Origin of the sequence: Micromonospora costi (assembly GCF_003626655.1) — a bacterium.
In the GTDB taxonomy this organism is placed as follows: Bacteria; Actinomycetota; Actinomycetes; order Mycobacteriales; family Micromonosporaceae; genus Micromonospora; species Micromonospora costi.
In genome coordinates this window covers 1-25,879 of sequence record NZ_RBAN01000006.1, presented here as the reverse complement: position 1 = coordinate 25,879, position 25,879 = coordinate 1, and the positions used below count along the sequence as shown (strand labels likewise).

The following is a 25,879-nucleotide window of genomic DNA, read 5'->3' as shown; positions in this document are numbered from 1 at the left end:
CCACCACGTCGGGGCGGACCGGCCCTCGCCTCAGCGCTGCTGGTGGCGCGGCAGCGCGGTCTGCCCCCCGCCGCCCACACCCACCGCCTGCCCGGCCTCCCCGACCAGCCGGCTCATGGTGCGCGACAACTGCTCACTGCCGTCGTCGAGGTGCCGCGCCGCGGCCTGCATGTGCGAGATCATCATCTCGCCGAAGATCCGCAACGCCTCCCGCGTGGCCACCGAATCGTCGAAGCTCGGCCCCGCCGCGCTGCGGTACTCCTGCACCGCCCGCTCGGCCTCCTGCTTCGCCTCCTCCGCGGCCGCCCGCATGTAGCTCTCGTACTGCGTCCGGGCGTACTCGGCGACCCGTCGCGCGTAGTCGTGCGCCTGCGCGATGATCTGCTCCGCCTCCCGCTGCGCCGCCGAGAGCAGGTTCACCTCCTTCGCCGCCGGCACGTTCGCCGCCGCGTTCTTGCTCGGGATCACCCCGTGCCGGTGCAGCTCCACCCGGTCGGTGAGCCGCTCGTTCTCGGCCCGCAGGTTCGCGATCTGCGCCGCCAGCAGATCCAGCTCGTCGGCGACCTGCATCCGGAACCGGTCCACGTCGGCGTTGTCGTAGCCCCGCCGGGTGAACGACGCCGCCGCGAACTCCCACCGGCGCACCCGGTCGGAAGTCATCCGCACCTGGACGCCACCGGACACCGGCATCCCGTCGTACCTGCTGATCGGCGTCGCGCTCACCGCGCACCTCCCGAGTTGTCAGGGGCGGCGGCGTCCACCGCCGACCGCCACGCCGGCCCGTACCAGTGCTTGCCGAACCCCTCGTGGTGCACCTGACCGGCGTGGTAGCCGGCCCGCGTCAACGCCTGCACCGAGTAGCCGACCATCTCGTCCGAGCCGCACACGTACACGTGCCGGGACCGCCAGTCACCGTCGGCCAACGCCCGGTCCACGGCGTGCACCATCTCCCCCGGCCGCTGGAAGTCCACACCGACCACGTAGGTCACCGTCAGCCACGGGCACGACGACGCCAACTTGTCGATCGCGTCCGTGTCGTAGAACTCGCTGCGGGACCGGGCACCCACGTACAGGTCCACCCGCCGGCGGGAACCCTCCGCCGCGACCTGCTCCACGAGGGCCTTCACCGGCGCCCAGCCGGTGCCACCGGCCAGCAGCAGCAGGTCGCTCGATCCGGCCGACCACAACGTCAACCGGTCCCCGACCGGCGCCGCCAGATGCACCTGGTCACCGACCGCGCACCCGTACACCAGCCGCGACGACACCACACCGCCCGGCGCGGCCCGCACGTGCAACTCCAACGTGCCGTCCGCGCGCGGCGCGTTCGCCGGCGAGTAGTACCGCCACGACCGCACCGCCGGATGCGACACACCGATCGACTGCCCCGGCGTGAACGGAAGCAGGTACTGCGGACGCAGCGTCAGCACCGCCACGTCGAACGCCCGCCGCTCGTGCGCCACGATCTCGGCGACCCACCAGGGCGGGTTCACCGCCTCCGCGGCCTGCGCGGCGTCGATCATCACCTTCGACACCAGCCCGTACGCGGCCGTCCAGTCCTGAGCCAGCTCCTCGGTCCACTGCTCGCCGAGGAAGTGCTGCAACGTGGCCACCAGCGCCTCACCGACGGCCGGGTAGTGCTCCGGACGCACCGCGAACTTGCGGTGGTCGGCGCCGAGGTCCTGCAGGAACCCGACGAGCCGGTCCACCTGGTCGACGTTGGTCACGATGTGCGCCAACGCGGTGACGAGCCGGTCCCGCTGACCCGCCATGTTCGTGGGGAACATCTGCCGGGTCTCGGGATGGCTCAGGAACAGCGTCGAGTAGAAGTAGAGCGGCACCTGGTCGCCGTGCGCGGCGACCAGGGACCAGCTCTGCTTGAGCCGTGCGACGTCCACGTTCAGACGCCCGGACGGGTCCCGGCGGCCACCACCTGGTCCTGCACGTCGGCCAGCACGGTCCGCACGTCCGCCAGGATGTCGGCCGGCACACCCAACTCGGTCAGCGTGACGATGAGGTGCTCACCGACCTTCGCGTAGTGCGCCACCGGGATGTTCAACGGCTGGTGCGCCTCGGCCAGCCCGCGGCCGGTGTACTCGTTCGGACCGCCCAGCACCACGGTCAGCATCAGCGCGAGGTGCCGGCGCTGGCCGACCATGTCCACGTCGGCGAAGTAGCCGGCGAGCGCCGGGTCGGCGAGCACCTTGTCGTAGAACAGCTCGACGGCCGCCTTCACCGAGCTGGCACCACCGATCCGCTCGTAGTGCGAGACGGGGGTGGTCTCTTCCGTAACCGTCACGGTTGTTCCTTCCACACTGGAGGGGTTCGCGCGGGGGTGGCGCGGAGGGGCATCGGTCGGGCCGCCGCTACCGGTGGCGAAGGCGACACCGGCCCCGGGGCGACCGCGTGTCGGACCATAGCGTGTCGCGTCCGCGCGGTCATGGCCCCCCTATCGGATTCCCGACACCGTCCACCACGCACAGTCACGAAACGAGCGACCGTCGCCACCACCAACCGCGACCACCGCACCACGGGACGTCACCGTCGGGAGGCCACCGTCCACTCCGGAACGACCGCCGCCACCACCGCTGTCCGGTCCCTCGACCGCCACTGACCACCACGGACACCCGTCGGCCGATCGCCTGACCAGCACCACCCGACCCGACGAGCCATGATCCACCGGCAGGACGGCCCGCCAGCCCGAACGGGCGACCACCCCCCGCGACACCCACCAACGGTCACGCAGCGTCACCACGAAAATTGCGACAACCATCGGCGCGTCGCGCGCACCCACGGTCACAGACGACCGCACCGCGGCCGGCAGGCCACCGACCGCCGAGGCCCGTTCTCGCCCACGTGACCGGTCACGCCATCGCATCAGCGACCCCGGCGCGGATCACGACCGCTCGCCCGGCCTGGACCGGCCGCAGTCGCGGGAACGCTCAGGCGGTCAGCCGCCGGGCGGTCGTCACGACGCCAAAACGCGAGCCCTCAGCCCGCCCGCCGACGCGCCCGCCGGGCCGCCAACTCGTCACCCACCGGATCCGCCGCCACCGCGGGCTCACTCGCAGCTCCCGCCGCCGGCTCCGCCGGCAGATGCGACAACGAACCCTGGATCTCCTTGAACGCCCCACCGATCGCGATGCCGAACACACCCTGGCCGCCCTGCAACAGGTCCACGACCTCCTCCGGCGACCGGCACTCGTACACCGTCGTCCCGTCCGAGATCAGCGTGATCCCCGCCAGGTCCTCGACACCCCGCGACCGCAACGCCTCGATCGCCTTACGGATGTTCTGCAACGACACCCCGGCATCCAGCAGACGCTTCACGACCTTCAACACCACCAGGTCGCGGAACGAGTACAGCCGCTGCGTCCCCGAACCCGACGCGTCCCGAACGCTCGGCACCACCAGACCCGTACGGGCCCAGTAGTCCAACTGCCGGTAGGAGATCCCCACCGCGTGGCAGGCCGTCACACCCCGGTAGCCCACCGAACCGTCACTGTCCGTCGCCGACCCCGGCGGCGCCACACCCGGCTCGTCCTGCCCTGTACCCGGATCGGAATTCCGCGGCTCGTGCATCCGGACAACCTCCCCGTCCGTGCGGTGCCGCGTCGTTTCCGGGACGCGACCCCTCGACACGGCAACCCTATAGCGATGCCCGGGAGTTACCACGGAGAAACCGGCGCGACACGCCGCGCAGCCACACGAAGATCATCACAGACGGCACCACGTCACCCACCGTGACGCCCGTCGCAACCGACCCGACCGGCCACCGCCGGCCCGAGCCACCGCTCAGCCCGCGAAGTCCTCCGGACGCACCTGCTCCAGGAACTCGCGGAACTTCTCCACCTCGTCCTCCTGCTCGTCCGGGATGACGATCCCCGCCTCGCTGAGGACCTGCTCGGCACAACGAATGGGAGCACCCACCCGCAACGCCAACGCGATCGAATCGCTCGGCCGCGCCGACACCCGCACCCCGTCACCGATCAACAGATCGGCGTAGAAGACGTTCTCCTTGAGCTCGGTGATCTCCACCGCCCGCAACGGCGCGTCCAGCGCCGCCAACACGTCCCTCAGAAGATCATGCGTCAACGGGCGGGCCGGCTTGACCCCCTGCTGCTCGTAAGCGATCGCCGTCGCCTCGACCGCGCCGATCCAGATCGGCAGATAGCGGTCCCCCTCGACCTCCCTGAGCAGGACGATCGGCTGGTTGCTGGGCAGCTCCACCCGAACCCCGACCACGCTCAGCTCGCGCACCGCCGCCTCCGTGTCGTTGTCACCTACGCCGCACCGCGCCCTTCCCTGCACGGTACACGGACCGCGACACGGCCGTCCCACGCGCTACCCGCACCACGCCCGCGCCAGAAAGGGGTTACCCCCGCAAGCCTACGGCACGCTTCCCGACGCAGATCTTTCCGCACACCGCCCACACCGACCCTCACCGGCCCAGCGTCGACCGCAGACCCACCCGCACCAACGCCGCGTGCAACTGCTGCGACAGCGCCACCAACTCCCGCGCCGTCTCCGCCGCCCGCGCCCGCGCCGCCGGATCACTCTGCCGCACCAACGGCGCCACCAACTGCGCGAACAAACCGACCTCCCGGTCCGCCGCCGTCCGATAACCCCGCAGATGCCGCGGCTCCAGACCGTACGCCGCCAGACCCGCCACCGCCCGCGCGATGATCAACGCATCCGCGTCGTACCAACCCGGCGGATCCGGCACCACCACACCGAGCCGCTCCAACTCCGACAGCGTCGACTCGGCCAACCCGCTACGCGCCAGCAGATCCGACCGGCCGAGCCGCACCTCCGACGACTCGGCCGGCTCCTCCGCCGCACGACCGGGCACCTCACCACCCGGGCCCACCGCCACCAACGTCGGCCGCGACCGCCCCGGCGCCGCACCGGTCGCATCCCACTCGGCCAACTGCTCGCGGATCACCCGCAACGGCAGATACTGGTCCCGCTGCGCGGTCAACACGAACCGCAACCGCGCCACATCGTCCCAGCTGTACTTGCGGTAACCCGCCGCCGTCCGCTGCGGCTCGACCAGCCCCTCGGCCTCGAGGAACCGCAACTTCGAGATCGTGACGTCCGGGAAGTCCACCCGCAACTGCCCCAGCACCTCACCGATGCTCATCAGCGGCTGTGACCGGGCCGCCCCCGGTGACGTGGAGGCCGCAGGCTCGTTCACCCCCGGCCGGCCTCCTCCTCCGGACGCGGACCGGCGATGAACACCACCCGGAACTTACCGATCTGCACCTCGTCACCGTTGCTCAACGTGGCCGCCTCGACCCGCTCCCGGTTCACGTAGGTGCCGTTCAGGCTCCCCACGTCCCGCACCGTGAACGTGCCACCGTCACGGTGGAACTCCGCGTGCCGCCGCGACACCGTCACGTCATCGAGGAAGATGTCACTGTCCGGATGCCGCCCACTGGTCGTCACATCGTGATCCAACAGGAACCGGGCACCCGCGTTCGGACCACGACGAACCACCAGCAGCGCCATCCCCGGCGGCAACGAACCGGACATCCGGCTCGGCACCACATCGGTGTCCGGCCCCTCCAGCACTTCGTCGAGCGAACCGAGATTGAGCGTCGAAGTGACGTCGAGTGGGGGGAACTCGTCGTCTGGGCGCGTCATGGGACCACCTCACGGATCTGTTCGGTCGGCGTCGGGTAATGGCGGGTCTGGCCGCCGGGCAGTCGCACACCCGGCGGCTGGCTCCCCGTGCCCGGGAAGGCAATTCCGCAACGCTCAACTATTGGGTTCTCGGTCGACTGGGCGAGCCTAGCCAGCGCCGAAATGCAGGGCAACCGGACGCGCGGACTCAACGGGCGCACCGGATCAAGCACACTCAGCTCTCGGTGAGCTCGCGGTACGCGCCCGCGGTCAGCAGCCCGTCCACCGCCGTCGGATCGTCCGGGGTGATCTCCACCAACCAACCCGCACCGTACGGGTCCGTGTTGATCACCTCAGGGGTGTCGCCGAGCGCCTCGTTGCGCGCGGCCACCGTGCCACTCACGGGCGCGTAGATCTCCGACACACTCTTCGTCGACTCGATCTCACCCAGCGAGTCACCGGCCGTCACCGCCGTGCCCGCATCAGGCAGCTGGACGTACACGATGTCACCAAGCGCGTCCTGCGCGAAGTGCGTGATGCCGACCCGGACCGTCCCGGTGCCGTCACCCGCCACCCACTCGTGCTCGGCGGTGTATCGCAGATCCTCAGGAATCACAGACGCGTCCCTCATCCATCGTGCTCCGGGCACCCGGCCCGAAGCCGGCCGCGACCGGTCAGGAGACCGGACGGGCGTGTTCCAGCTTGATCGGCGCGTGCAGCGCCGAAACCTCGGCAGCCTCACGATCCTCAACGATCACGTTACCGCCGTCACCCTGGACCGACGCCACCACCCCACCCGGAATGTTCAACGCCGTACGCATCGTCGCCGGATCACCGATCACCGTGATCGTGTACGGCCCCGTCAGACGCCGCCCGTCCACCACCAACGACCCGTTCTCCCCGTCCAGGAAGTACGTCGACGCGATGATCCGCGCCGTCGCCCGATCCCCACCGGAGATCTGCATCGCCTCCGCGCCCGCGCCCCGCAACTCCTGCACCGCGTCCAGCACCCGCGTCGCCGAGATCGGCTTCCCGCCCGCCTCGAACCGCACACTCAACCCCGGACCCGTCGCCGGCAGCGTGCCCGCCAGAATGCCCAGCTCGTCCGCCCGCCGCGTCGCCTCGTCCAGCGCCGCCTGCCGCCCCTGCTCACCCGAGCGCAACTGACGCTGGCTCTCCTCCAACGACGCGATGTCCTGCCGCAGCCGGTTCTCCCGGGCATCCAGATCCGACAGGATCCGCACCAGGTCCTCCTGCCGCGTCGCCCCCGACGTCGGATCCGTCGACGTCGTCTTCAACTGCACCACCAGCGTGAACCCCAGCAGCGCCAGCAACGCGGCGATCATCACACCCGCCGCCGAGAACCGCGACCGCACCGACGCGGACGCGCCCGAACCGCCGGCCTCGCCCGCGTCGCCGGCCGGCTCCCCGGCCGCCTCGTCCGACGTGGGCAGCGCCACCGTCACATCCTCGACCGGCTCCGCACCGGCGCCCGAGCGCTCGTCCCGGTCCGGCTCCTCCACCGGCCCCGCCGGCGCCAACGGACTCAACTCGTCCGGATCCGGCGCGTCCGGCCGCGGATCCGGCTCACCCGCCGGACCCGCAGGCCGACCCGGACCCGCCGGCTGCGGCCAGCCCGTACCCGTCTCGGTCTGCTCGTCGCTCATCGCCTTGAACCTACGCCCGGAACAGGTGCCGACGGATCGCCGCCACATTTCCGAAAATCCGCACCCCGAGCACGACCACCACACCCGTGGACAACTGACCACCCACACCGAGCTGGTCACCCAGGTACACGATCAGCGCCGCCACCAACACGTTCGAGATGAACGACACCACGAACTGCTTGTCGTCGAAGATCCGGTCGAGCTTCGCCCGCACCCCACCGAACACCGCGTCCAACGCGGCCACCACGGCGATCGGCAGGTACGGCTGCAACGCCGCGGGCACGGTGGGATCGAGCCACACCCCGAGAACCACACCGGCGAGCAACGCCAGCACCGCGATCATCGACCACCTCCGGAGGGGCTGGGAGACGTCCCGGAACCGGACGCCCCGGGACTGGCGGACCGGTCACCCGACGGCGAGGGGCTCGGGCTTTCCGGCGGTTCCGCGTAGCGTAGCCGCGGCTCGGGAGCGGCCGGCAGGGTGAGGTCGTCCGCCTCCCGCACCCCGAACGACAGACCCGTCTTCTGCGCCACGTCGCGCATCAACGCCGCGTTGCGGCTCTGCTCGAACCTGCGCTTCATCGAATCCGGACCGATCGCCGACACCTCGTACGGCCCCGTCACCGGCCGGAAGTCCACCAGGATCGCCTCGCCCGCGGAACGGATCGTCGACGTCGCGGTCAACCGCTGACCGTTGATCGACACCGCCTCCGCGCCGGCGCTCCACAGCGCGTTGGCCACACCCTGCAGGTCGCTGTACAGCACCCGCGGCGGGCCCGCCCCGGCGCCGGTCACCGCGTCCGCGTCACCGGGAGCGTCCGCCAACCGGACCACCACCCCGTCGCCACGCACCCGGCCCAGCCCGGTCCCCGCCTCCAGGTCCCGCAGCCGCGCCGCCGCTGAACCGCTCAACGCCGCGTCCCGCTGCCGGCTGACCTCCTCGCGCAGCTGGTCGGCGCGGGCGGACAACTCGTCGGTCGCGTGCTCCCGCTCCTTGATCTGCGCCACCAGACCCGACCGGGCCTGGCTGCGCCCCGGCTCGTCCTCCATCGTCTGCCGGTACGCCACCGCCAGGAGGAACCCCAGCACCACCAGCACGACCACGGTGACCGACCGCGTCGACCGGGCCCGCCACGGCGGAGGCGGATCCGCCCGCCGCCGTTCCGCGGCCGCCGCGTACCCCGGCTCGAGGGGGTTGCGGAACAGCTCGGTGAGGAAGTCCGGCGCGTACACGCGCGCCGGGCGCTCGCCCCGGTCGTCCGCGCTCACGCCGCCGCCCCCGTCGCGCGCGCCGCCCGGATCAGCCGGACCGCCTGCACCACGTACATGGCGCCGGCCACCCAGTAGAGCACCAGACCCCACCAGGCCAACGCCCAGCCGATCGCGCCGGCCGCCGCCTCGGCGCCGGACACCGCGTGCGCCAGCAGCAGCGTCGGGAACGCGGCCAGCAGCAGGAACGTGGCGGTCTTGCCGACGTAGTGCACCGGCGGCGGCCCGTACCCGTAGCGGCGCAGCACCGCCAGCGAGACGAGCAGCAGCAGCTCCCGGGCGAGGAGCGCCGCGGTGAACTGCCAGGGCACCACCTCGCGGGCGGTGAACGCCACCAGCGTGGCGAGGATGTAGAGGCGGTCGGCGAGCGGGTCGAGCAACTCCCCCAGCCGGCTCACCTGGCGCAACCGGCGCGCGACCCAGCCGTCCACCCAGTCGGTGGTGCCGCCCACGGCCAGCACCACGAGCGCCGCCACGTCCGCGTGGACGACGAGCAGGAGGTAGAGGAACAGCGGCACACCGAGCAGCCGAAGGAAGCTGATGAGGTTGGGCAGCGTGAGGATGCGACCGCTGGCCGTGCCGCCGGGGTGATCTGCCTCAGCCGGCCGACGCGACACCGAACCTCCTCCGCCACACGATCCGGCGCCCGACCGCGTCGGGCGCTGCGGGAAGACGTGCGCACTGTCGGGCCGGCCACCGCCGGCGCCCTCTCCGCGGCCCCGCCGAACGGGACCTTCGCCTGAAGTCGGCCCGCGATCGACGATCGCGGGCCGGACGAGTTGCGCTGCCACTATATCGGGCTGCTCGCCTTCCCCCGTTGCCCCGAGGGCCGGGCCGGCGTGTGCCTGTCGCGTGTGGTGTGCCTCACCACCCGTACGGCATCCTAGGACGATAGGAGCCGCCCCCGAATGAGCCACGCCTCGCCGCCTGGACCACCGCCATCGCCCGCCACCCACCCGACGTCGATCACGGCAGCCAGGCGCGGCGGCGCGGCCGGTCAGGCCGTCCGTACCGTCGGATCCTCCTGCGGCTCGCCCGCTCCCCTGGCCGCGGCCTGCGTGAACGCCAGCAGAGCGAGCAGCAGCTCGTGCTGCGTGCGTTGCGGCATCCGGTCGAGCACCGCCTGCACCGCCCGGTGCCGGCGCTCGGCCAGGTCGCGCAGGAGGTTCTCGCCGGCCGCCGTGGGCAGCAACCGGACCTCGCGGCGGTCCCGGGGATCCGCCGCGCGGCGCAGCAGCCCGATCGCCTCCAGCCGGTCGCAGAGCCGGCTCGCCGAGGACGGCACCACGTCCAGCAGCTCGGCCAACCGGTTGACGTTGGTCGACGGCCGGGCGCTGATCAGCGACAGCACCCGCAGCTGCGTCGGGGAGACCGAGATCTGGTGCCGCGACGCGGTCGAGTCGAGCACGGCCACGAGTGCCTCCGCGGCGGCCTCGATCGCCGCGGCGAGATTTGGAGGTCGCTCCACCCGATGTCACCTGCCATCGTCCCGCTGCTGCTGCCTGACCATCGCGGCCGCGCCCGTCACCCGGCATCCCGGCCACGGACACCGTGCCAGTCAAGGCAGACCACGACGGCGTCGTCGCGCAGGTCCGTGTCCGCATGGTAGGCGTGAAGTTCGCGCATCACCGTACCAACCGCCTCGGCCGCCGGCTGCAACCGCGTGGACCGCATGGCCCGGGCCATCGCCCGGTCCCCGTACGGTTCCTGGCCCGCGGGAGTGGCCGCCCAGACCCCGTCGCTCACCACGAAGAGCCGGTCGCCCGGCGCCAGCGTGAACTCCTGCAGGTCGTAGCGGGCCTCGGCGAACATGCCCAGCGGCAGCTGCTGGTCCAGCCCGATCGGCTCGACGGTGCCGCCGCGCAGCCGCAGCACGTGCGGCGAGCCGGCGTCCACCGCCCGTATCCGCCCGGTGCGCACGTCGAGTTCGAGCAGCAACGTGGCCACGTGCCGCCGGCCGCGGTGCTGGTAGTAGAGCGTGTCCGAGGCCAGCTCCGCCTGCTCGACCAGGCCGCCCTCGGAGCGGCGGGCGTTGCGCATCGCGTTGACCGCGACCGCGGTGAGCAGCGACGCGGACAGGCCGGTGCCGTCACCGTTGAGGACCGTGACGGTCAACGTGTCACCGTCGAGGGACCAGTCGAAGTGGTCACCGCCCACTGTGTACGCCGGTTCGAGCTGGCCGGCGAGGTGGAACGTCTCGTGGGTGACACTGCGCCCGGGCAGCAGTTCCCACTGCATCTCGGCGGCCATGGTGAGCCGTTCCCGGCGTCGTACCCGGCGGTAGCGGTCGGTCTCCCGGTCGGCGGCGCGCAGCGCCACGGCCAGGTCCCCGGCGATGTCGGCCGCCCGTTCCTCGACCCCCGGGCCGGGCCCGTCCGGCAGCTCGATCATCAGCACACCGAGCCGCTCACCCCACACCGTCAGCGGCAGGTAGAGCCGGCACCGGCCGTCGTCCGCCGCGTCACGGACGGGCCGCTGGCTGCTGAAGCAGCGCTGGGCCACCCCCTGACAGTCGAGGAAACCGGCGTCCGGCAGCTCCGGATCGAGCACCGGCCACAGGCCGCTGATCCGGTAGTCGGCGATGAACACGTCGGTCCGGCTCGCCCCCAGCAGGGACCGAATGGCGCTGTCGGCGGCCTCCGCGAGCTGGTCGGGCGGGGCCGCGCGCAGGGTGCGCGCCACCGGATCGGGGGTGTCCAGCATGGTTGTTCCTCCGCGAAACTTGCAGTAGGGCAAGCATCATACGGAGGGTCCCCGACCGCGCCGGACAGGGTGCCCACGCGACGCGCGGCTCAGTCCTCCCCGCGGACCGCGACGGCGCCGTGGAACGCGTCGGGCAGCTGCGGCGGCGGCCCCTGGGGCCGCCAGTGGGTGACCGGAACAATTCCGTCGTCGGTGGGCGTCCAGCGGCCCAGCAGCGGCCGGAACGCCGCCGGCGACCGCATCCGGAACGCGGGGCCCATCATGGCCAGCGCCTCCGGATACCCGGCCAGCTCCTCGGTGTCGAAGTCGATGGCGAGGCAACTGCCCGGCGCCGCCGCCGCATAGAGTTCGTCGAGCGTCCGGGCCAGCGTGTCGTCGTCGAGGAACGCCGCGAGGCCCAGGAAGACCACGCCCACCGGCCGCCGCCCCCAGCCCGGCACGAACCGGTGCAGTTGGGCCGGGTCGATCGTGCCGACGTCCGTGGCGTCGCCGTAGCCGTAGCCGGCCCGGTCGCTGCCGGCGAGGATGCGCTGCCCGAGCCGGATGGTGACCGGGTCCACGTCCGTGTAGAGCACCGTCGCCTCCGGTGCCGCCTCGTGCACGTTGCCCCTCGTGGGCACCCCGGCACCGAACACCAGGAACCCGTCCACCCCGCGGTCGGCCACCGCCCGCACCGCGCGGCCCAGGAAGGCGCGCAACGCGCGAAACACCGGCGCGCACGGCCCGTACGCCCGCTCGAAGGCCTCCGCCGCGGCGACGTCGACCGGGAAGTGGTGGTCCCCGCCGAGCCAGAAGTCGATCATGCGGGCGGTGCTCGGCTGCTCCGGCTCAACCATCGATGACGCTCCCTCCCCGGTGGTCGCCGCCAGCGTACCGACCGGGCGTCTCGCGCGGTATCGCTCCGGCGGCCCCGGGGCGGCCGGGATACTGGCCGCAGTGGGCGGGAGGTGGACGGTGAACTCGTCGGACGGCGCGGCCGTGGTGGTCGGCGTGGACGGCTCCGAGCCCGCGCTGCGCGCGGTGCGCGTCGCCGCGGTCGAGGCGACCCGCCGCAACCGGCCGCTGCGGGTCGTCCACGGGTTCATCTGGCCGCTGCTGCACGTGCCGCTCGCCCCGCCGGCCGACGGCCCACCCGGGGGCGGGCTGCGCGAGCAGGCCCAGGAGCTGGTCGCCACCGCGGTCGCCGAGGCCGAGACCGCCGCGCCCGGCGTACGGGTCTCCGGCGAGATCATCGACGGGGAGGCGTCCGCGGTGCTGCTCGGGGAGGCGCCCGCCGCCGCCATGATCGTGCTCGGCGACCGGGGGCTGGGCGGCTTCTCCGCCCTGATCGTCGGCTCCGTCGCCATCCAGGTGACGTCGTACGCCGACTGCCCGGTGCTGGTGGTACGCGGCACGACACGCACCGACGGACCGGTCGTGGTCGGCGTGGACGGATCGGACCTGTCCACCCTGGCCGTCCAGTTCGCCGCCGACACCGCCGCCGCGCGTGGCGCCGACCTGCTCGCGCTGCACGCGTACCGCCATCCGGTCTCCACCGGCCCGGGCGACATGCAACCGCTCGTGTACGACGAGGCCCTGCTGCACCGCGAGGAGGAACGGGTGCTCGACGAGGCCGTCGCCGGTCTCGGCGACCGGTACCCGGGGCTGCGGGTGACCCGGCGGGCGGTGCACGCCCGCGCCGGCGCGGCGCTCGCCGAGGCGTCCCGCGACGCCCAACTGCTGGTGGTCGGTGGGCGGGGGCGCGGCGAGTTCACCGGGTTGCTGCTGGGGTCGGTGAGCCAGTCGGTGCTGCACCACGCGGACTGCCCGGTGGCCGTCGTCCGCGCCGCGCACGGTTGACCAGACGCGCAACGGGTAGACGCCTCCGGTACGCCATCGGCGACAGCGACCGGAGGAGGCAGTGATGCCAGGACCACGGCCGGGTAGCAACGCGTACGACAAGCTGCGGGCACGGCTGCGCAACGCGATCGACGACTCCGGACGGCGGGTGCCCGACGGCCGGGCCAACCAGGTCGCGAACCGGATCCTCCAGGAGGACCGGGGCCAGCGCGGTGTGATCCGGGGCGAGCGGGTCTACGGCCCCAAGGGCGAGCGCGAACCGGGCGACCCGAAGTGAGGACGGCCGAGCTGACCGACGGCGCCATCGCGGGCGCCGTCGGCAGCACCGCTCTGAACGTGGTGACATACCTGGACATGGTGCTGCGGGCCCGCCCGGCCTCCAGCACACCGGACGACGCGGTCGGACGGCTGGCCGGCGCGGTGCACGTCGACCTGGGCACGGGTCCGAAGGCAACGAACCGTCGCTCGGGGCTCGGCGCGCTGCTCGGCTACGCCACGGGCATCGGCGTCGGCGTCGGCTTCGCGCTGCTCGCCCGGGGCCGCCGGTGGCCGCTGGCCACGGCCGGGGGTCTGCTCGGCGCCGGCGCCATGACCATGACGGACGGTTCGCTCACGGCGCTGAAGGTCACCGACCCACGCACCTGGAGCCGGTCGGACTGGATCAGCGACATCGTGCCGCACCTCGTGTACGGGTTGGCGGCCGCAGCCACGTGGAACCGGCTGCGACCGCCCTGCAAGCGCAGGTGACGCTCAGCCCCGCGCGTCGCTCTCGTCGTCGGCCAGCGGCTCACCGGCCGGGCCGTACGGCGACGCCTGCCCCTTCGGGACCGGCCGGCCCTGGTCGCCGCGGGACGACCCCCGGTTGAGCGGATGGCCGGTCGGCTTCGGGCCCTTGCTGTACTGGCTCGTCGCGCCCTTGTCGTTGCGTCGCAACTCCTCCTGCTGCGGGTTGACCACCGGTGTCTCCTTCCGCGTGGACGGCTCACGGCATCGACCGCCTCCACGGCCGGTTACCCGTCGCCGCCACCGCCATTCGCCGCCGCGACGGCGCCGGCCGCGACGGGCGCCGGATTCGCCACGCCGCGGCTAGCCGGGCGGTGGGCGGGTACACCGGGGGCGTGGCTGACGATCGGGCGGTGGCGCGGGTCCTGCTGGACCGGCAGGAACACACGTACGCCGAGGAGGCCGGCATCCGGCTCGCGGACCGGCCGGGGCCGCTGTACCAGTTGCTGGTACTGGCCACGCTGCTGAGCACCCGCATCCGGGCCTGCGTGGCGGTGTCCGCCGCGCGGGAACTCTTCGCCGCCGGCTACCGGACACCGCAGGCGATGGAGGCGGCGAGCTGGCAGCAGCGGGTCGACGCGCTCGGTCGCGGCCACTACCGCCGCTACGACGAGCGGACGGCCACCATGCTCGGCACGGGGGCGCGGCTCTGCCTGGACCGCTGGCACGGGGACCTGCGGCGCCTGCACCGCGAGGCCGGGGACGCGCCGGCCGCGCTGCGCCGGCTGCTCACCGAGTTTCCCGGCATCGGCCCCACCGGCGCGGACATCTTCCTGCGCGAGGCGCAGGCGGTCTGGCCGGATCTGCGACCGTTCACCGACCGGCGGACCCTGTCCGGTGCGAAGCGGCTCGGCCTGCCGGAGAAGCCGGACAAGCTCGCCGGCCTGGTCCGCGACGCCGACTTCGGCCGGCTCGCCTCCGCGCTCGTCCGCGTGGCGCTCGGCGAGGAGTCGGCCGGGGAGATCACGCGCGGCGCGGCCCGCCGGTGAGGCCGCCGGCGTCCTACTTCGCCGGCTGTCCCGGCTTGGTCAGGTGCCACACGAGCAGCGAGGCGGCCAGGGCGAGCAGCACCAGGCCGCCGGTGAGCCCCCGGCCCTCGTCCGGGTCCCGACCCGTGGTGCCGAAGTAGATCACCGCGAGCCCCGCGAGCACTGTCACGAACGTCCGCAACCCTCGGTCCTTCACATATCGGACGGTACGGGCGTCGCGCCGTGGCCGTGGGCGGAATGCTGGCTTTTCCCCCGCAGGGTGCGGCCGCCGGCGGATGACCGCGGCTCCGCCCCCGCGCCGGGTCGGCGCGTTCCGTCGGCGGGTGCCCGCAGCTCCTGCCCCGGGCCGGCCCGGCGCGGTGCTCAGTCGTCCGGCACGAAGCCGCGCAGCCGCACCCGCCGTACCGCCCGGTCGTGGACCTCGACCACCTCGATGGTCAGCCCGGGCAGCCGGACGGTCTCCCCCGGCCCGCTGGGCAGGTGGCCGAGGCCGGCCAGCACCAGCCCCGCCACGGTGGTGTACTCCCGGGACACGGGGAAGCTGAGCCGCACCCCCACGTCCGGCAGGTCGTGCAGGGGGAAGTCGCCGGGCAGCAGCAGCGCACCGTCCGGTTCCCGGACGACACCGCACACGTCCCGGTCCGTCTCGTCGTACAGCTCGCCGACCACCTCGGCGAGCAGGTCCTCCAGGGTGATCATGCCGTCGATGCCGCCGTGCTCGTCGACCGCCAGCGCGAGCTGCTGGTGCTGCTGACGCAGCTGCCGCAGCGCGTCGGACACCGGCAGGGACGCGGGCAGCAGCAGCGGCGGCCGGGCCCGCTCCCCCACGGTGCCGCGCGTCGGGTCCACCAGGTCACGGATGTGCACCACCCCGATGACCTCGTCCAGGCCGCCGGGCCCGGTCACCGGCGCCCGGGAGCGACCCGCGGCGGCGAGCCGGCGCATACCCTCCTGCGGGGAGAGCGCGGCGGGCAGCGTCGTCACGTCCCGCCGCGCCACGAGGATCTCCCGCAACGTGCGGCCGGCGATGTCGAACGCCCCCGTGAGGATCTCCCGCTGCTGGGCGGAGAGGCCACGCTGGCTGACCAGCATCTCGCGCAGCTCCTCCTCCGTGACCTCCTCACGGCGGGCCCGCGGGTCGCCCCCAGCCAGCCGCACCACCATGTTCGTGGTGACGCTCAGCAGCCAGACGGCGGGCCGGGACAGCCGGGCGAGCACGTCCAGCGGCCCGGCGCTGACCAACGCCCACCGCTCGGCCCGCTGCATCGCGAGCCGCTTCGGCGCCAACTCCCCCACGACCAGCGTCACGAAGGTCAGGATCACGGTCACCACGACAACGGCGGTGGGACGGGCCAGCCGGCCGAGGAAGCCCAGCGGGCCGACCAGCGGCTCCGCGAGACTCACGGCGGCGGCCGCGGACGCGAGGAAACCGGCGAGGGTGATGCCCAACTGGATGGTGCCCAGGTAACGGTTCGGGTCACGGGAGAGCCGGACCAGCCGCTCCCCCGCGCGGGAGCGCCGCCCCAGCCGGCGCAGCTGCCCCTCGCGCAGCGTCACCAGGGCCATCTCGCTGCCCGAGAGGGCGGCGTTGACCAGCACCAGCACCGCCACCAGCGCGAGCTGCCCGAGCTGCTCGCCCATCCGCGCACCCCCGTCCGCCCCCGCCGGCCGGACCGGCGCGCCCCCGCCCGACGGTCCCTACGCCACTCAACCGCAGCCCGTGCCGGCGCGCGTGCGGTTCCGTCGGGCTCAGTCGCTCTCCAGGTCGTCGAGCGAGATGGCGTGCGTCATGAGCCACCGCGCCAGCGCCGACATGCCGAACAGCCACAGCGGCGCCGACTCGGTGGTGCCGTTGGTGGCGAAGATCGCGAACCGGAGGTCGGGCGCCCGGTACGCCTCGATCCGCCACTTGTGCTGCCGGTCCCGCCAGACAGCGGAAGGGTCCATGGCGTCACCGTAGGTGACCGCGGGCGTACACACCGGCGGTTCGCGGCCCGACGGGGCGTCAGCCGACCACGACCCGGGCGTCGTCGGGCAGCCGGCGGGTCGCGCCGCGCCGGTCCAGGAGTTCGAGCAGCGGCACCGCCACCCGGCGGGTGGTGTCCAGCGCCCGCCGGGCCTCGGAGAGCGTGAACGGCTGCGGCAGCTTGGCCAGCACCCGCACCGCCTCGTCGAGCACGTCGGGCAGCAGCACCACGTTCTCGGCCAGCCGCAGCAGCGCCCCGGCGCGGACCGCCGCGCCGATCTCCCGGGGGCCCAGCCCCAGGTCGGCGAGCCGGTCGGCCTCCGGCGCGCGGAACGGCCGGTCGCCGTACTCGGCGCGGACGCGGCCCACGGCCCGCGCCACCGGCTCCGGCAGCGCGTCCGTGGCGGACGCCGTGACCCGCCCGCCGCGCAGGCGCAGCGGTGCGCGGACCAGCGCCTCCACGAGGGCACGGTCCGGCAGGCCGAGCCGCTGCCGCAGGGCCTCCACGGGCGCGCCCGGCTCCAGCGGGTGCTCCCGGGCGTGGCGGGCCACCTCCTGGGCCAGGCGGACGCCGAGCTGCCGCCAGTGCTCCGGATCGACCAGCCAGTCGCCGGCCACCGGGCGGACGTCGACCGGAACACCCATGCGGGTCAGGTCGGCGGCCCGGACCAGCCGGCGGCGGCGCAGCTCCCCGGCGAGGTCGGGTCGGCCGTCCAGGCCGGCCAGGACGGCCGCCCGCGCGGCCGCCGCGCCCCGGCGGGCCAGCGGCGGCGGCGCCACGTCGAGCACCGTCACCCCGCCGGCCACGTGGTGGCGACCCGGGTCACGCAGCAACGCCCGGTCGCCCACGAGCAGCGGCAGCGGCCGGGCCAGCCGCAGCCGGGCCGTATCGGGGCCCAGCGGCCGGACCCGGGCCGGCACGGCGGCCGAGCCGACGTGCACCGTAAGGGTGGACGGCAGGTCCGTGGCCGGGTCACCCGCGACCCGGACGTCCAGCACGTCGGTGCGGTGGAACCGGCCCGGGCTGAGCAGCGCGTCACCGCGCGCCAGACGATCCCGCGGCGTGCCACGCAGGTTCACCGCCACCCGGGCCACCGCGCCCACCTCGGGCCGGGGCACACCGAGCGACTGCAACCCGCGTACCCGGACCACGTCGCCGGTCCCCGCCAGCTCCAGTTCGTCGCCGACGCGCAACCGCCCCGCGCCCAGCGTCCCGGTGACCACCGTGCCGCTGCCGCGGATGGTGAAGCTGCGGTCCACCCAGAGCCGCACCGGGCCGTCCCCGACCGGGTCGGGCAGCCGCACGGCGAGCCGGTCCAGCGCCTCCCGCAGCTGCGGCAGGCCCGCGCCGGTCACGCCGCTGACGGCGACCGCCTCGACCGCACCGAGCGAGGAGGCGGCGATCTCCGCGCGGGCGCGCGCCACCGCGGGACCCGGATCGGCCAGGTCCGCCCGGGTCACCACGAGCAGGCCGTACGAGACACCGAGCGCGTCGAGCGCGGCCAGGTGCTCGGCGGACTGCGGCATCCAGCCCTCGTCGGCGGCCACCACCACGAGGGCGGCCGGCACCGGGCCGACCCCGGCGAGCATGTTCGGCACGAACCGCTCGTGACCGGGCACGTCGACGAACGCCACGGTGCCCCCGGACGGCAGCGTCGTCCACGCGAAACCGAGGTCGATGGTCATGCCCCGGCGGCGCTCCTCGGCCCACCGGTCGGGTTCCATGCCCGTCAACGCCCGCACCAGAGTGGACTTCCCGTGGTCGACGTGACCGGCCGTGGCGACGACCCACACGTCAGTCACCCTCCACCGGAACCGCCAGCACGGCGGCGCGTACCGTGTCGTCGGCCTCCGGCGGCACGCAGCGCAGGTCCAGCAGGAGCCGCCCGCGCACCACCCGGCCCAGCACGGGTGTCTCACCGGTGCGCAGCGGCGTCGCGTAGCGCTCGGGCAGGCTCAGCGCCCACGAGTCCAGCTCGACGCCGGGCGCCCCGCCCCCGCCGACCACCGCGACCGACGGCACCACCTCGGCCTTGCGGCCGTCCACGCCGAGCCGGTCCCGCAGCCGCTCCACCCGGCGACGCAGGACGCCGGGATCGGCGTGCAGCGCGGACCGGGTGGGGGTGTCGGGCCGGTGCAGGGTGGCCGCCAACGCCGCGAGGGTGAGCTTGTCCACCCGCAGCGCCCGCGCGAGGGGGTGCCGGCGCAGCCGCTCCACGAGGTCGGCGGCGCCCAGCAGCAGCCCGGCCTGTGGGCCGCCGAGCAGCTTGTCGCCGCTGGCCGTCACCAGATGCGCGCCGGCGCGCAGGGTGGTCGCCGCGTCGGGCTCGTCGGGCAGCAACGGGTCCGGCGCGAGCAGCCCGGAGCCGATGTCGGCGACGACCGGCACGCCGAGCGTCGCCAACTCGCGTACGCCCACGGCGGACGTGAAGCCCGTGACCCGGAAGTTCGACGGGTGCACCTTGAGCACGAAACCGGTGTCCGGGCCCACGGCGGCCGCGTAGTCGGCCAGCGTCGTCCGGTTGGTGGTGCCCACCTCGCGCAAACGGGCGCCCGTGCTGGCCAGCAGGTCCGGCAGGCGGAACCCGTCGCCGATCTCCACGAGCTCACCCCGGCTGACAACGATCTCCCGGCCCGCGGCGAGCGCGGTCGCGGCGAGCACCAGCGCGGCGGCGCCGTTGTTCACGACGTGCACGCCGCCGGCGGCGGGTACGGCGGCCGCCAGCGCGGCCATCGTGTCGCGGCCGCGGCGAGCACGCCGGCCGGTCGCGAGGTCCAACTCGACGTCGGTGTGCCCGGCGGCGGCGAGCAGCGCGTCCACCGCGGCGCGGGACAGCGCGGCCCGACCCAGGTTGGTGTGCAGCACGACACCGGTGGCGTTGAGCACCGCGCGGGGCGCCGGCGGCGGCAGCGCCGCCACGGCGGCGTCGCGCACGGCCTCGGGGCCGATCTCGCCGCGGCGGGCCCGCTCCTGCGCCGCGACCACGGCGGCCTTGACCCGGTCGCGGCCCAGCGTGGCCGCCGCGGCCGCCAGGGCGGGGTCGGCGAGCAGCAGGTCGGTGCGGGGTACGCGGCGCCGCGGGTCGGTGTCCCCGTCGCGCATCGCGTCAACTCCTACCGCGGTTGGCGGAGACGGACGGGAATCGAACCCGCCTGGCCCGGGTCCCGGACCACACCGGTTTTGAAGACCGGGAGGGGCACCAGCCGCCTGAACGCCTCCACGGAGTATTTGACCACAACGCACCCACGGCCGCGCGGCGAGATCGAGAAGACGGGGTCAGCCGGCGTCGGTGGTCCGCCGCCGGTCCGCCCGCTCCCGCTGCGGCACCACCGTGTACTTCGGATCCCGGGCCGAGGCCACGCCGGCGTAGAAGACACCGAACCGGGTCGCCACGGAGGCCGCCAGCAGCGCGGCGCCGGACAGCGCGGACACCACCCGGCTGCGCCGGCCGACCAGCGCGCCCACCACCCCGGCCGCGGTGAGCGCCCGGCCGGTTCGCAGCAGCCGGCCCGGAAGGCCGAGACGGAACGGCTCCGAGAGCAGGCCGATGCGGGTCTCCACCCGGTGCGACCCGCTGAGTTCCAGGGCCGCGCCGAGCAGCGCCATCCGCCGGGCCGGCCCGGCCTGCGCCGTCGGCGCGGCGATCAGCCCCACGCCGGCGCCGCTGGCCAGCGCGCTGCCCGCGAAGATCACGGGCAGCTCCGGGTACGCCTCGTGCCACGACGGCACGGCCGTGTCGGAGAGCAGCACCCCCGTGTACGTGGCCAGCGCCGGCGCGACGGCCGCCGCGGCCAGCCCGGCCACGTCCCCCGCCGGGGACAGCACCCGGCGGGCCAGCCCGGGCAGCCCGCGCTCGGGCAGCCACGGCGCCGCCTCCGCGACAGCGGCGACCCCGGCCGCCGGCCCGAACACGGTGAGGATCCAGGTGCCCACCGACATCGGCGAGGTCAACTTCGCCACCCGCAGCATGTGGTGGAACCGCTCCGGCCGGCCGAGATCCCGGATCAGGAACCCGGCGCTGGCGCTGACGGCCGCGAGCGCGGTCACCCGGCCGGCCCGCCGCAGCGCCGGCCGACCGGTGAGCTGCGCCCCCGCGGCGAGCAGCGACGAACCGGCCGCGAGACCGCCGGTGAAAAGGTACGCGGCGATGTCCTTCTTCCACACCGGCGCCTTGAGGATCGGCCGTCCGTAGTACGAGACGAACTCGGCCTCGGGAACCCGCAGCTCCTCGCCGCCACCACGACGCACCCTGCGGCGGCCGGGCCGGGCGTCGCGGGCCGGCACCGGCGCGTAACCCGCCTCCGCCGCCTCGGCGTCGCCGCGCGGCGCGTACGACCGGAAGGCCGTCGACCGGGCGCCCTCCTCGGCCGGCTGCCCCTCGACGTCCGAACGGCCGCGCTCCACGCGGTCACGGAACCGGCGGAACCGGTCACCGACCGGGCGGTCCGGGCTCACGACGATCCTCCCCCGACGAACGCGACCACGGCGGCGGCCGCCATGGCCAGGGCGGCCAGGCCGGCCCGCTTCCACATCTTCGGCAGGTCCCGGGTCGTGACCACCGGGTCCGGCGGCAGCCCGTACACCTCCGGCTCGTCGAGCAGCAGGAAGAACGCGCCGTCACCGCCCACACCGTCGGTGGGGTCGTGGCCGTAGAGGCGGGCCTCCGGCACCCCCCGCTCGTGCAGGGTCGCCACCCGGGCCGCGGCCCGCTCCCGCAGCTCGTCGAGCGGCCCGTACTGGATCGACTCGGTAGGGCAGGCCTGCGCGCAGGCCGGTGTCTTGTCCGCGCCGATGCGGTCGTAGCAGAGCGTGCACTTCCACGCCCGCCCGTCGCCCTTACGCTGGTCGATGACGCCGTACGGGCAGGCGGAGATGCAGTAGCCGCAACCGTTGCAGATGTCCTCCTGCACCACGACCGTGCCGAACTCGGTGCGGAACAGCGAGCCGGTCGGGCAGACGTCCAAACAGGCCGCGTGCGTGCAGTGCTTGCACACGTCGGACATCATCAGCCACCGGAAGTCGGTGCGGGTCTCCGCGCCCGTGGCCCGCCCGGGCGGCTCCGCACCGGGCATGCCGAGGAACTCCGGCCCCGCGGCCATCCGCGCGGCGGGCTCCGGCGAGCCGGGCGGCACCCCCGGATCCGTGCCGGTCGGGTTACCGGTCCCCGACGCGATGGCCGCCGAATCGGCGCTCACCGAGCCGCCGGTCGGGTTACCGCCGAACGGCGGCGTCCGGTGGTCCGCCGGGCGGGGCTGCTCGATGAAGGCGACGTGCCGCCACGAGTTCGCCGTCAACGCGCCCGTGTTGTCGTACGACATACCCAGCAGGTCCAGGCCGGAGGTGGGGACGTCGTTCCACTCCTTGCACGCCACCTCACACGCCTTGCACCCGATGCAGATGCTCGTGTCGGTGAAGAACCCCATCCGCGGCGGCGCCTCCGCCCAGCCGGCCTCGGGTGCCGGGTCCAGCGGGCCGTAGAGGCTGTTCCGGTCAGGAATCATTCCGCGTCTCACCACCGTCGGAGGTGACGACCGGCGAGAGCCGGCCCGGCGTGATGCCCGCCCGCCGCCGGTAGTCGTCGACCAGCTCGCGCAGCGCCGGCCCGGTCGGCCGGCGGCCCGGCCGCACGTCGCACGTGCCCACCTTGCTCTCCTGGATCAGCACGTTGGGGTCCAGGGTGATCCCGAACAGATCGTTGGCCGAGTCGCCGGTGACCAGCCCCTCGAAGCCGAAGTGGTACGGCAGCCACAGCTGGTGGATGACGCGGCCGTCCAACCGCAGCGGGGTGAGCCGGTCGGTCACCAGCACCCTCGCCTCGATCACGGCGCGGCCGCTGACCAGGTGCGCCCAGCCCAGGTGGGTGAGGCCCACCTCGGTGGCCAGCTCCGGCGACACCTCCACGAACATCTCCGGCTGCAACTCGGCCAGCGGCGGCACCGTCCGGCTCATCCCGCCCGCCGTGTGGTGCTCGGTGAGCCGGCTGACCGTGAACACGTACGGGAAGACCGACGAGTGCTCCTCCGGCGGGCTCGGGTTCACCGAGTTCACCGGGTGCGCGTACGTCTTGCGGGTGGGGTTGGACTGCTGCCGGTACAGCGCGTTGCGCACCGGCGACTCCACCGGCTCGTAGTGGGTGGGCAGCGGCCCGTCCACCGTCCCGGCCGGCGCGTACAGCCAGGCCTTCCCGTCGCCCTGCATCACGAAGGCGTCGTCACCGGCGATCCCGTCCGGCCCGGACGTGCCCGGCTCCGGCCGGTACGACGGCGGCTTCGTCTTCTCGAAGTCCGGCACGTCGTAGCCGGTCCACTCGCGCTTCTCCTCGTCCCACCAGACGTACTTCTTCCGCTCGCTCCACGGCCGGCCCTGCGGGTCGGCGGAGGCCCGGTTGTAGAGCGTGCGCCGGTTCGCCGGCCAGGCCCAACCCCACTCGCCGGCCACCCAGTTCTGCTCGTGCCGGGACTTGCGGCGGGCGGCCTGGTTCACCCCGTCCGCGTACACGCCGCTGTAGATCCAGCAGCCCATCGCCGTCGAGCCGTCGTCCCGGGCCTCGGTGAACCCGCCCAGCGGCCGGCCGGTGGCCACGTCGTACCCGTTGATCTCGTAGAGCACCGCCTCGCCGCTCGGCTCCGCGTGCGGGCCGTGCGTCGGGTAGTTCCAGTTCAGGTCGAGCAGCGCCCGGTCGCGGGGCTTGTCCGAGCCGGCGAGCTTCTCCCGCAGCTTGCGACCCAGGTGGTAGAAGAACCACAGTTCCGAACGTGCGTCGCCCGGCGGCTCCACGGCCTTCTCCCGCCACTGCAGCAGCCGCTGCGTCTGGGTGAACGTGCCCTCCTTCTCCACGTGCGACGCGGCCGGCAGGAAGAACACCTCGGTGCGGCACTCCTCCGGCACGATCTCCCCGGTGGCCACCTCGGGACCGTTCTTCCAGAACGTGGCACTCTCGATCATGAACAGGTCGCGGACCACGAGCCAGTCCAGGTTCGCCATGCCGAGCCGCTGGGCGCGACCGTGCGCGGAACCGACGGCCGGATTCTGCCCGAGCAGGAAGTACCCCTTCACCTTCCCGTCGATCATGTTGAGCACCTGCTGGTAGGTGCCGTGGTCGCCGGTCATGCGGGGCAGGTAGCCGTAGCAGAAGTCGTTCTCCGGCGTCGCCGCGTCCCCCCAGTACGCCTTCAACAGGCTCGCGCAGTAGGCGCGGGCGTTACCCCAGAAGCCCTTCTGCCCCGGATGCCGGATGGCGCGCGTCCAGTCGTCGAACGTCGCGTGGTTCGCGTGGTGCGGCATCGGCAGGTAACCCGGCAGCAGGTTGAACAGCGTCGGGATGTCCGTGGACCCCTGGATGCTGGCGTGCCCGCGCAGGGCCAGCACGCCGCCGCCGGGCCGGCCGATGTTGCCCAACAAGGTCTGGATGATCGCGCCGGTGCGGATGTACTGCGCGCCGACGGTGTGCTGCGTCCACCCCACCGAGTAGATGAGCACCCCGGTGCGCTCCCGGCCGGAGTTCTCCGTCCACGCGCGGGCCAGCTCGAAGAACTTCTCCTGCGGGATGCCGCACACCCGCTCCACCATCTCCGGCGTGTAGCGGGAGTAGTGCCGCTTGAGGATCTGGTAGACGCAGCGCGGATGCTGCAACGTCTCGTCCCGCTGCGTATGACCGCTTATCGGCATGCCGTGGGACTCGTGCCGCAGCCCGGCCGCGGTCTCCCGCTCCTCGCCCGTGTCCCGGACCCCGGAGTTCCCCTCCTGTCCCGCGTACTGCCAGGTCTTCTGGTCGTACCCCCCGGTCTCCGGGTCGAAGCCGGAGAAGATGCCGTCGCCGTCCTCCGTGTCGACGAACTGGTCGCTGACGATCGTCGCCGCGTTGGTGTACGCCAGGATGTACTCCCGGAAGTCCAGCTCGTTCTCCAGGATGTACCGCACCACCGCGCCGAGCAGGGCGATGTCCGTACCCGCCCGGATCGGCACGTACGTGTCGGCGAGCGCGCTCGTCCGGGTGAACCGCGGGTCGACGTGGAAGACCCTCGCGCCGCGCTGCTTGGCCTCCATCACCCACTGGAAGCCCACCGGGTGGGCCTCGGCCATGTTCGAGCCCTGGATGACGATGACGTCAGCGTTGGCGAGGTCCTGCTGGAAGTCCGTGGCGCCGCCGCGACCGAAGCTGGTCCCCAGACCGGGGACGGTGGCGGAGTGTCAAATGCGGGCCTGGTTCTCGATCTGGAGCGCCCCCATCGCCGTGAACAGCTTCTTGATGAGGTAGTTCTCCTCGTTGTCCAGCGTCGCCCCGCCCAGGCTGGAGATGCCCAGCGTGCGGTTCAGCGGGCGGCCCTCGTCGTCGACGTCCTCCCACGTCTCGTCGCGGGCGGCGAGCACCCGGTCGGCGATCATGTCGAGCGCGACGTCGAGATCCAGGTCCTCCCACTCCGTCGCGTACGGCCGGCGGTAGCGGACCTTCGTCTGGCGCAGAGGGCTGGTCACCAGGCTCTTGCTGGCCGCGCCCTTCGGGCAGAGCCGGCCGCGGGAGATCGGGCTGTCCGGATCCCCCTCGATCTGGGTGACCTGCCCGTCCTTGACGTACACCCGCTGGCCGCAACCGACCGCGCAGTACGGGCAGATCGACCGCGCCATGCTGTCGGCCGTCTCCGTACGCGCCGTCAGCTCCGCCGAACGGGGCGACTGCGCCGCCGCGCCACGGCCGAGCGGGTCCGTGCCGGAGAGTTGCCGGTAGACCGGCCAGCCCTCGATGAAGGTACGCAGACCCACCGGGGCACCTCCCTCCCGACCGTCGACGCCGACCTCATGAACATATGCCAACCGACGCCGTCCCGCGCGCGGAGCCGGCGGAATTTCTGATCTCGCTTCGGCTTCCGGGCGTCCGCCAACAGACAGCGCCGCCCCCGGCCGGGTGGCCGGGGACGGCGCTGGGGTGTCGGTGTGCAGGTCGCCTCTCGGCGAGTGGCGCGACGCGGCTCCAGCCGAACGGTATTCCGCGACGGCAGTTATAGGTGAGGCCCGGGGACACTGGACACACCGACACCCCACA

Annotated in this window: 27 protein-coding genes, 1 tRNA gene and 1 pseudogene; 4 read left to right on the top strand and 25 right to left on the bottom strand. The window is 73.5% G+C overall.

Going from position 1 to position 25,879, the window contains the following annotated elements; genetic code table 11:
* Positions 1 to 30 precede the first annotated feature (30 nt).
* The 15 genes from D7193_RS27430 to D7193_RS27360 form a co-directional block, all read right to left on the bottom strand.
* The gene (locus D7193_RS27430) at positions 31 to 723 is read right to left on the bottom strand and encodes a DivIVA domain-containing protein (RefSeq protein WP_120782538.1); all 693 of its coding nucleotides are present in this window, start codon (positions 721 to 723) and stop codon (positions 31 to 33) included.
* A complete protein-coding gene (locus tag D7193_RS27425; protein WP_120782537.1) occupies positions 720 to 1,895 on the bottom strand; it encodes a globin domain-containing protein in 1,176 nt (391 codons plus the stop codon). The genes D7193_RS27430 and D7193_RS27425 overlap by 4 nt, the downstream gene beginning before the upstream one ends.
* A 2-nt stretch (positions 1,896 to 1,897) precedes the next feature.
* Entirely contained in the window at positions 1,898 to 2,296 is a 399-nt protein-coding gene (locus tag D7193_RS27420) for a group I truncated hemoglobin (protein WP_120782536.1), read from the bottom strand.
* A gap of 692 nt (positions 2,297 to 2,988) precedes the next feature.
* Complete coding sequence (locus D7193_RS27415) at positions 2,989 to 3,579, bottom strand: MerR family transcriptional regulator (protein ID WP_120782535.1); 591 nt, start codon at positions 3,577 to 3,579, stop codon at positions 2,989 to 2,991.
* Between the two features lie 213 nt (positions 3,580 to 3,792).
* Entirely contained in the window at positions 3,793 to 4,257 is a 465-nt protein-coding gene (locus D7193_RS27410; protein ID WP_120782534.1) for a bifunctional nuclease family protein, read from the bottom strand.
* A gap of 181 nt (positions 4,258 to 4,438) precedes the next feature.
* The gene (gene ftsR / locus D7193_RS27405) at positions 4,439 to 5,140 is read right to left on the bottom strand and encodes a transcriptional regulator FtsR (protein WP_174242760.1); all 702 of its coding nucleotides are present in this window, start codon (positions 5,138 to 5,140) and stop codon (positions 4,439 to 4,441) included.
* 50 nt (positions 5,141 to 5,190) lie between these two features.
* Entirely contained in the window at positions 5,191 to 5,643 is a 453-nt protein-coding gene (odhI, locus tag D7193_RS27400) for an oxoglutarate dehydrogenase inhibitor Odhl (RefSeq protein ID WP_007071101.1), read from the bottom strand.
* Between the two features lie 214 nt (positions 5,644 to 5,857).
* On the bottom strand, positions 5,858 to 6,238 hold the full coding sequence (gcvH, locus tag D7193_RS27395) for a glycine cleavage system protein GcvH (RefSeq protein ID WP_120782532.1): 381 nt from the start codon (positions 6,236 to 6,238) through the stop codon (positions 5,858 to 5,860).
* Between the two features lie 58 nt (positions 6,239 to 6,296).
* The gene (locus D7193_RS27390; protein WP_120782531.1) at positions 6,297 to 7,289 is read right to left on the bottom strand and encodes a DUF881 domain-containing protein; all 993 of its coding nucleotides are present in this window, start codon (positions 7,287 to 7,289) and stop codon (positions 6,297 to 6,299) included.
* A 10-nt stretch (positions 7,290 to 7,299) separates the two neighbouring features.
* On the bottom strand, positions 7,300 to 7,632 hold the full coding sequence (locus D7193_RS27385) for a small basic family protein (protein ID WP_091588778.1): 333 nt from the start codon (positions 7,630 to 7,632) through the stop codon (positions 7,300 to 7,302).
* A complete protein-coding gene (locus D7193_RS27380; RefSeq protein WP_120782530.1) occupies positions 7,629 to 8,558 on the bottom strand; it encodes a DUF881 domain-containing protein in 930 nt (309 codons plus the stop codon). The genes D7193_RS27385 and D7193_RS27380 overlap by 4 nt, the downstream gene beginning before the upstream one ends.
* Positions 8,555 to 9,175, bottom strand: coding sequence for a cardiolipin synthase ClsA (gene clsA, locus D7193_RS27375; RefSeq protein ID WP_120782529.1), 621 nt, complete (start codon positions 9,173 to 9,175; stop codon positions 8,555 to 8,557). Before clsA ends, D7193_RS27380 begins: the two co-directional genes overlap by 4 nt.
* A gap of 380 nt (positions 9,176 to 9,555) precedes the next feature.
* Positions 9,556 to 10,026 (bottom strand): MarR family winged helix-turn-helix transcriptional regulator, encoded by a 471-nt coding sequence (locus D7193_RS27370; protein WP_120782528.1) that lies wholly within the window; start codon positions 10,024 to 10,026, stop codon positions 9,556 to 9,558.
* Positions 10,027 to 10,082: 56 nt separating this feature from the next.
* Positions 10,083 to 11,261 (bottom strand): PP2C family protein-serine/threonine phosphatase, encoded by a 1,179-nt coding sequence (locus tag D7193_RS27365; protein WP_120782527.1) that lies wholly within the window; start codon positions 11,259 to 11,261, stop codon positions 10,083 to 10,085.
* An 89-nt stretch (positions 11,262 to 11,350) separates the two neighbouring features.
* Positions 11,351 to 12,097 carry an SAM-dependent methyltransferase gene (locus tag D7193_RS27360; RefSeq protein ID WP_120782763.1) on the bottom strand — a complete coding sequence of 249 codons (747 nt, stop codon included), beginning with the start codon at positions 12,095 to 12,097 and terminating at the stop codon, positions 11,351 to 11,353.
* 118 nt (positions 12,098 to 12,215) lie between these two features.
* Here D7193_RS27360 and D7193_RS27355 point away from each other — a divergent pair, with 118 nt between their 5' ends.
* The 3 genes from D7193_RS27355 (at position 12,216) to D7193_RS27345 (ending at position 13,847) form a co-directional block, all read left to right on the top strand.
* Positions 12,216 to 13,100: a universal stress protein gene (locus D7193_RS27355; RefSeq protein WP_120782526.1), complete on the top strand. Its 885-nt coding sequence runs from the start codon at positions 12,216 to 12,218 to the stop codon at positions 13,098 to 13,100.
* A gap of 64 nt (positions 13,101 to 13,164) precedes the next feature.
* Positions 13,165 to 13,377 (top strand): phosphatidylethanolamine-binding protein, encoded by a 213-nt coding sequence (locus D7193_RS27350; RefSeq protein WP_120782525.1) that lies wholly within the window; start codon positions 13,165 to 13,167, stop codon positions 13,375 to 13,377.
* Entirely contained in the window at positions 13,374 to 13,847 is a 474-nt protein-coding gene (locus tag D7193_RS27345; RefSeq protein WP_120782524.1) for a hypothetical protein, read from the top strand. The genes D7193_RS27350 and D7193_RS27345 overlap by 4 nt, the downstream gene beginning before the upstream one ends.
* 3 nt (positions 13,848 to 13,850) lie before the next feature.
* Here D7193_RS27345 and D7193_RS27340 read toward each other — a convergent pair whose 3' ends face one another.
* Positions 13,851 to 14,057 carry a hypothetical protein gene (locus D7193_RS27340; protein ID WP_120782523.1) on the bottom strand — a complete coding sequence of 69 codons (207 nt, stop codon included), beginning with the start codon at positions 14,055 to 14,057 and terminating at the stop codon, positions 13,851 to 13,853.
* Positions 14,058 to 14,218: 161 nt separating this feature from the next.
* Here D7193_RS27340 and D7193_RS27335 point away from each other — a divergent pair, with 161 nt between their 5' ends.
* Entirely contained in the window at positions 14,219 to 14,872 is a 654-nt protein-coding gene (locus tag D7193_RS27335) for a hypothetical protein (RefSeq protein ID WP_120782762.1), read from the top strand.
* A 13-nt stretch (positions 14,873 to 14,885) separates the two neighbouring features.
* Here the strand turns inward: D7193_RS27335 and D7193_RS27330 are convergent, their stop codons facing one another.
* The 9 genes and pseudogenes from D7193_RS27330 to fdh all read right to left on the bottom strand — a co-directional run.
* Positions 14,886 to 15,053 (bottom strand): amidophosphoribosyltransferase, encoded by a 168-nt coding sequence (locus tag D7193_RS27330; RefSeq protein ID WP_174242759.1) that lies wholly within the window; start codon positions 15,051 to 15,053, stop codon positions 14,886 to 14,888.
* Between the two features lie 182 nt (positions 15,054 to 15,235).
* Positions 15,236 to 16,513: a hemolysin family protein gene (locus D7193_RS27325; protein ID WP_120782521.1), complete on the bottom strand. Its 1,278-nt coding sequence runs from the start codon at positions 16,511 to 16,513 to the stop codon at positions 15,236 to 15,238.
* A gap of 108 nt (positions 16,514 to 16,621) precedes the next feature.
* On the bottom strand, positions 16,622 to 16,819 hold the full coding sequence (locus D7193_RS27320) for a hypothetical protein (protein WP_076471704.1): 198 nt from the start codon (positions 16,817 to 16,819) through the stop codon (positions 16,622 to 16,624).
* A gap of 58 nt (positions 16,820 to 16,877) precedes the next feature.
* Entirely contained in the window at positions 16,878 to 18,632 is a 1,755-nt protein-coding gene (gene selB / locus D7193_RS27315; protein WP_120782520.1) for a selenocysteine-specific translation elongation factor, read from the bottom strand.
* Between the two features lies 1 nt (position 18,633).
* A complete protein-coding gene (gene selA, locus D7193_RS27310) occupies positions 18,634 to 19,941 on the bottom strand; it encodes an L-seryl-tRNA(Sec) selenium transferase (protein ID WP_120782519.1) in 1,308 nt (435 codons plus the stop codon).
* 21 nt (positions 19,942 to 19,962) lie between these two features.
* A tRNA-Sec gene (locus D7193_RS33570) sits at positions 19,963 to 20,058 on the bottom strand.
* 57 nt (positions 20,059 to 20,115) lie between these two features.
* On the bottom strand, positions 20,116 to 21,294 hold the full coding sequence (nrfD, locus tag D7193_RS27305; RefSeq protein WP_120782518.1) for an NrfD/PsrC family molybdoenzyme membrane anchor subunit: 1,179 nt from the start codon (positions 21,292 to 21,294) through the stop codon (positions 20,116 to 20,118).
* The gene (locus D7193_RS27300) at positions 21,291 to 22,340 is read right to left on the bottom strand and encodes a 4Fe-4S dicluster domain-containing protein (RefSeq protein WP_206612006.1); all 1,050 of its coding nucleotides are present in this window, start codon (positions 22,338 to 22,340) and stop codon (positions 21,291 to 21,293) included. Before D7193_RS27300 ends, nrfD begins: the two co-directional genes overlap by 4 nt.
* 7 nt (positions 22,341 to 22,347) lie before the next feature.
* Positions 22,348 to 25,599, bottom strand: a pseudogene (gene fdh, locus D7193_RS27295) (formate dehydrogenase); the annotation flags it as partial.
* Between the last annotated feature and the right edge of the window lie 280 nt (positions 25,600 to 25,879).

Bases quoted from the DNA above. Each gene is read 5' to 3' on its own strand.
- D7193_RS27360 (WP_120782763.1), bottom strand. From the start codon at position 12,097: ATGGTTGAGCCGGAGCAGCCGAGCACCGCCCGCATGATCGACTTCTGG.
- selA (WP_120782519.1), bottom strand. From the start codon at position 19,941: ATGCGCGACGGGGACACCGACCCGCGGCGCCGCGTACCCCGCACCGAC.
- D7193_RS27415 (WP_120782535.1), bottom strand. From the start codon at position 3,579: ATGCACGAGCCGCGGAATTCCGATCCGGGTACAGGGCAGGACGAGCCG.
- D7193_RS27325 (WP_120782521.1), bottom strand. From the start codon at position 16,513: ATGGGCGAGCAGCTCGGGCAGCTCGCGCTGGTGGCGGTGCTGGTGCTG.
- D7193_RS27365 (WP_120782527.1), bottom strand. From the start codon at position 11,261: ATGCTGGACACCCCCGATCCGGTGGCGCGCACCCTGCGCGCGGCCCCG.
- D7193_RS27320 (WP_076471704.1), bottom strand. From the start codon at position 16,819: ATGGACCCTTCCGCTGTCTGGCGGGACCGGCAGCACAAGTGGCGGATC.
- D7193_RS27350 (WP_120782525.1), top strand. From the start codon at position 13,165: ATGCCAGGACCACGGCCGGGTAGCAACGCGTACGACAAGCTGCGGGCA.
- odhI (WP_007071101.1), bottom strand. From the start codon at position 5,643: ATGACGCGCCCAGACGACGAGTTCCCCCCACTCGACGTCACTTCGACG.
- D7193_RS27385 (WP_091588778.1), bottom strand. From the start codon at position 7,632: ATGATCGCGGTGCTGGCGTTGCTCGCCGGTGTGGTTCTCGGGGTGTGG.
- ftsR (WP_174242760.1), bottom strand. From the start codon at position 5,140: ATGAGCATCGGTGAGGTGCTGGGGCAGTTGCGGGTGGACTTCCCGGAC.
- D7193_RS27300 (WP_206612006.1), bottom strand. From the start codon at position 22,340: ATGATTCCTGACCGGAACAGCCTCTACGGCCCGCTGGACCCGGCACCC.
- D7193_RS27390 (WP_120782531.1), bottom strand. From the start codon at position 7,289: ATGAGCGACGAGCAGACCGAGACGGGTACGGGCTGGCCGCAGCCGGCG.